General features: G+C 59.3%; 1 protein-coding gene and 2 pseudogenes. 1 reads left to right on the forward strand and 2 read right to left on the reverse strand.

Going from position 1 to position 4,043, the window contains the following annotated elements; translation table 11 throughout:
• The first annotated feature begins 178 nt into the window (after positions 1-178).
• Positions 179-1,411 carry a hydantoinase/carbamoylase family amidase gene (locus NKI06_RS30660; protein ID WP_352561690.1) on the forward strand — a complete coding sequence of 411 codons (1,233 nt, stop codon included), beginning with the start codon at positions 179-181 and terminating at the stop codon, positions 1,409-1,411.
• Positions 1,412-1,570: 159 nt separating this feature from the next.
• On the opposite strand, the pseudogene NKI06_RS30665 reads toward NKI06_RS30660, so the two are convergent.
• Together NKI06_RS30665 and NKI06_RS30670 are read right to left on the reverse strand one after the other, a co-directional pair.
• Positions 1,571-2,168: pseudogene (locus tag NKI06_RS30665) on the reverse strand (transposase family protein); the annotation flags it as partial.
• A 103-nt stretch (positions 2,169-2,271) separates the two neighbouring features.
• A pseudogene (locus NKI06_RS30670) lies at positions 2,272-3,370 on the reverse strand (IS3 family transposase).
• Positions 3,371-4,043: the final 673 nt, after the last annotated feature.

The raw sequence follows: 4,043 nt of genomic DNA on the forward strand, positions 1-4,043 counted from the left end.
CTAACCACTTGGCTGTATCCTCTCGCTTCTCACTTTTATTACAAGCAAAGACATGACCTCTTCTGAAACGTTGAACGCAGTCTTCGAACATATCGGTTTTGTTCCCAAGACAAGCAGTTGTCGTGCGAAGGAAGCCAGGTCTTTTACCATTAGGACGATCCAGGAAGGTGGTGCAGCAATGCCAAAAATCAACGCCGGGCGGTTGCTCTCGGATCTTAGACGTTTCGCGCAATTCGGCGCGTACCGAACCGGTGTTCATCGTCCGACCTATTCGAAAGAGGACATGGACAGCCGTCGGTGGCTTGCGCAGCAATACGAAGCCATAGGGCTTCAGGCGGATATTGACGGGGTAGGCAATGTGTTCGGCACGCCTCGGTCGGACCGGCGATCGCTGTTGATCGGATCGCACGCAGAATCGCAGAATTATGCCGGATGGCTCGACGGGGCGCTTGGTGTGATCTACGGCCTCGAGATTGCCCGCAGCTTCGCGGAAACGCCTGACTGCGCGGGTCTTCCCATCGCCCCTGTCGCGTGGGCGGATGAAGAAAGTCATTACCTCCCGTTGCTTGGAAGTCGTTCGTTCGTGGGTGACATCGAAGAAGCGGAGATCGACTGCGCGGTGAATGTCGATCACGGGCTTCCACTCAGGGACGCGCTCCGTGCGGCAGGCCTGGCCAGCGTTCCCCGATCTCTGGTGGAACCGGAACGCTACGTCGGTTACCTGGAAGCACACATAGAACAGGGCGACGCGCTGGAAGCCTCGGGCAACCGGATCGGTATTGTTACCAGCGTCGTTGGAATCTGGCAGTACTCAATCGTCTTCCACGGCATCCAGAACCACGCCGGTACGACGCGCATGGTTATCCGAAAGGATGCGGGGGTTGCTGCAGCTACGCTGGCCATGGCCGTTGACGAGCGCTTTCCTGAGATGGCCGGTCCGCGTTCTGTCTGGACCACGGGCCGCATCACGCTGGAGCCGGGCGCCCGCAACATAATTCCGGGGAAGGCAGAGATGCTTTTCCAGTTCCGCGATTCAGAGATGCCAATCCTAGAGCGCCTGGATGCGGCACTAAGGGAACTGGTAGAAGAGACCGCGATCAAAACGGGTTGCCGCGCCGACATTGAACGGACCGGTACCGGCAAACCATGGCACATGGATCCGGTCTTCCAGGCAGCGATAGAGAATTCGGCCGCGCGCCATGCACCCGGGGCCTACGTGAGAATGCCAAGCGGCGCCAGTCACGATGCACAGGTCGTGGGGCGTAAACTAAGGGCCGCTATGCTCTTCGTGCCAAGTATCGGCGGTATTAGCCACCATTGGACCGAAAATACTAACGATGCTGACCTGGTGCTCGGCTGCCAAGTGCTGGCTGATGCTGCGGAGATGATCCTGCGTGGCGAGAGCACGTAACGGTCGGCAATCCGAATGCGCCACGAAAGTGCTCGTGCATCTATGAGCAAAGCGCCGGAAAGTGTTGCAGTGGCACGATGATCAATCCAGCCTTGCCGGAGAGCATGTCGCCGAAAGCGGTTAGCTAAGCCATGTCATCGACCGTGAACAATCCCGTCTCTAAGTGGCGACCGGCTTGGGCCGGAGTTGAAGCAGAGCGATCAAGAGCGACAAAAAACCCTTCAGCCACCTGAGCAGGAGGGAGAAGTTATAGCCGGCGGCGGCCAGGATGGCGTTGACGGCGTCGCCCTGCTGCCCGGCGAGGAAGTTGCGGCCCATGCGGTGCTCGGCCTTCATGTGGCCGATCACGACAGCCGCCGCATCTGGCGTTTGATGGCCGGAGTGACGCGGCGTTTCTGGCCGCTGGTGAAGAGCCTGAACTTGTGGCTTTGCGGTGCGTCGTGGCCGCGATAGCCGGCGTTGGCGAGGATGCGGCCGATCGCGTTGCCGATGGCCTCTTCCATATGGATGACGCTTGCCAGCGTGTGGCCCCCATAGGATTGCCGGGCAGTGCTTTTGCATGAGCGAACTGGCCACCATTGGAGCGCTTCAGCGTGGTGGCCACCGACACCTTCACTCCGAACTCGTAGGGCATATGCGCCTTGCCCTTGCCGATGCATTCCATCTCGTGCGCGTGCAGGCTGTAGATCTTGCGGCCGCGCTGGCGCTGACGGTGCTCGAGAACGGGGGCGGCCTGATAGAGCGGCCATTTGAAAATGGTGACCTGAGACCCTTGTTCCCCCATTTTAATGGAGAGGCCGGAGTTTCATTGATCCGATACCATTCTTTGGACCGCCGGAAGGTGGAGTTTTCCGGCTGTTTCACGATGGCGGGCTGACGGCGCCATCGGGATTGATCCACGAGATCGGAACCTTGTGCCCGATTGCGCCATGTGGGCGCACCTCGTTGTAGTATCTGCGCCAATCCTCCAACTTTTCGGCCGCGTCGGCAAGCGTCAGGAACCAGTGGGCGTTCAAACATTCCGCCCTGAAGCGGCCGTTGGAGGCTTCGATGTAAGCGTTGTCCGTTGGCTTTTCCGGTCGCGAGAAGTCGAGCGTGACGCCCCCTGGTGTAGGCCCACAGATCGAGGTCGCGGGAGACGAACTCCGAGCCTTTATCGACCCGGATCGTCTTTGGATAGCCGATCTTGCGGCAGACCTGTTCCAGCATCCTGACCACATCCTCGGCTCGGTAACTGAAGCGTGGGTCGAGCACCGGCACGTAGCGTGAGAACGTATCTACGACCGTCAGGACCCGGATCTTCTTGCCCGTCGCGAGCTGGTCGTGAACGAAGTCCATCGCCCAGACGTCGTTGGGTTCGACGGCTGGCTGGCGATCGTCTCGCAGCTTCGCCTTCACCCGGCGCTTCGGCGTCTTGTTCCTCAGTTGAAGGCCCAAGTCCCTGTAAATGCGATAGGTCCGCTTCATGTTGATGTCCCAGCCCTCCCGCGTGAGCATCACGTGCACGCGCCGGTAGCCATAGCGAACCCGCGTCGCGCAGATGTCTTTGATCCGAGCTTCGAGGCCGGCCTGGTCACGGCGGCGGGACTTGTCGTGATAGGTCGAGGTGTCGAACTCCAGAACACGGCACGCTCGCCGATCGACACGTTCCAATCAGCAGGTATCGGCCACCAGCTCGCGTTTGCGACCAGGCCTCACAGTTTTCGGCGGATCACGTCCTGCAGCCTCTCCTTGTCCAGCGACAGGTCGGCGACCAGCTTTCTGAGCTTGCCGTTCTCGTCCTCGAGCTGCTTCAGCCGCTTCATCTCTGTCGGCAGCAGCCCGTCATATTTCTTCTTCCAGTTGAAATAGGTCGCCTGACTGATCCCGGCCCTCCGGCAGATCTCCGCCACAGGAAACCCATACGCTCCCTTTCAGAATGAACGCCTTCTGCGCGTCCGAAAACTTCGATGCTTTCATCGCTTCCGCTCCTCCCAGCCGGGAAACTACAGCGGAAACTCCAATTCTGAACGGTCCAGTTTCTGGGGATCAGATCATCATTTCTGGCCTCATGCGGCCTGTTTTTCCAGCGCCATTTTAATGGCGAATTCGATGGGCGTGATGTTGCCCAGGGCTGAGTGTGGCCTGTTGTGGTTGTACAACTCGGCGACGGAACACCCACGGAACCGGCCCGGAGCGCGAGCTTCTCTATCCATGGCATCCTTGGGCGGGTCGCCAGATCCATATTCATGAAGTGATCGACAAGAACGAAGCAGAGGTTTTCCGCTGCAGTCTTTCTGGCCGGGTATCGGATCGCTTGCTGGAGGTTCCCGGGTGGATGTTCGATCGGAGCCTCAGCGCGAGCTGGCGCATCACGACTGCTCCCCACGTCTACCTTGCCGCGCTGGGCACCCTGGCGAAACTGCTCCACGACACGGGGGCCCCATCGCAATCGCCGGAGATGGGCGCAGCATTGGGCTGTCTGCAAATTCCAACGATTCACCGGACACCGTTCCGATCAAAAACCGCACGCGATTCCGAGAATAACCGGACGCGACTCCGATTAAATACCGGACAGTTTTAAAGCCTAGATAGTGCCTTTGGGTCAGCAACCTGCGCATGCATTCCCTCGACGGTAGAGGAGAGGTGCATG

This window comes from Mesorhizobium sp. M0772, from assembly GCF_040320135.1.
Classification (GTDB): Bacteria; Pseudomonadota; Alphaproteobacteria; order Rhizobiales; family Rhizobiaceae; genus Mesorhizobium.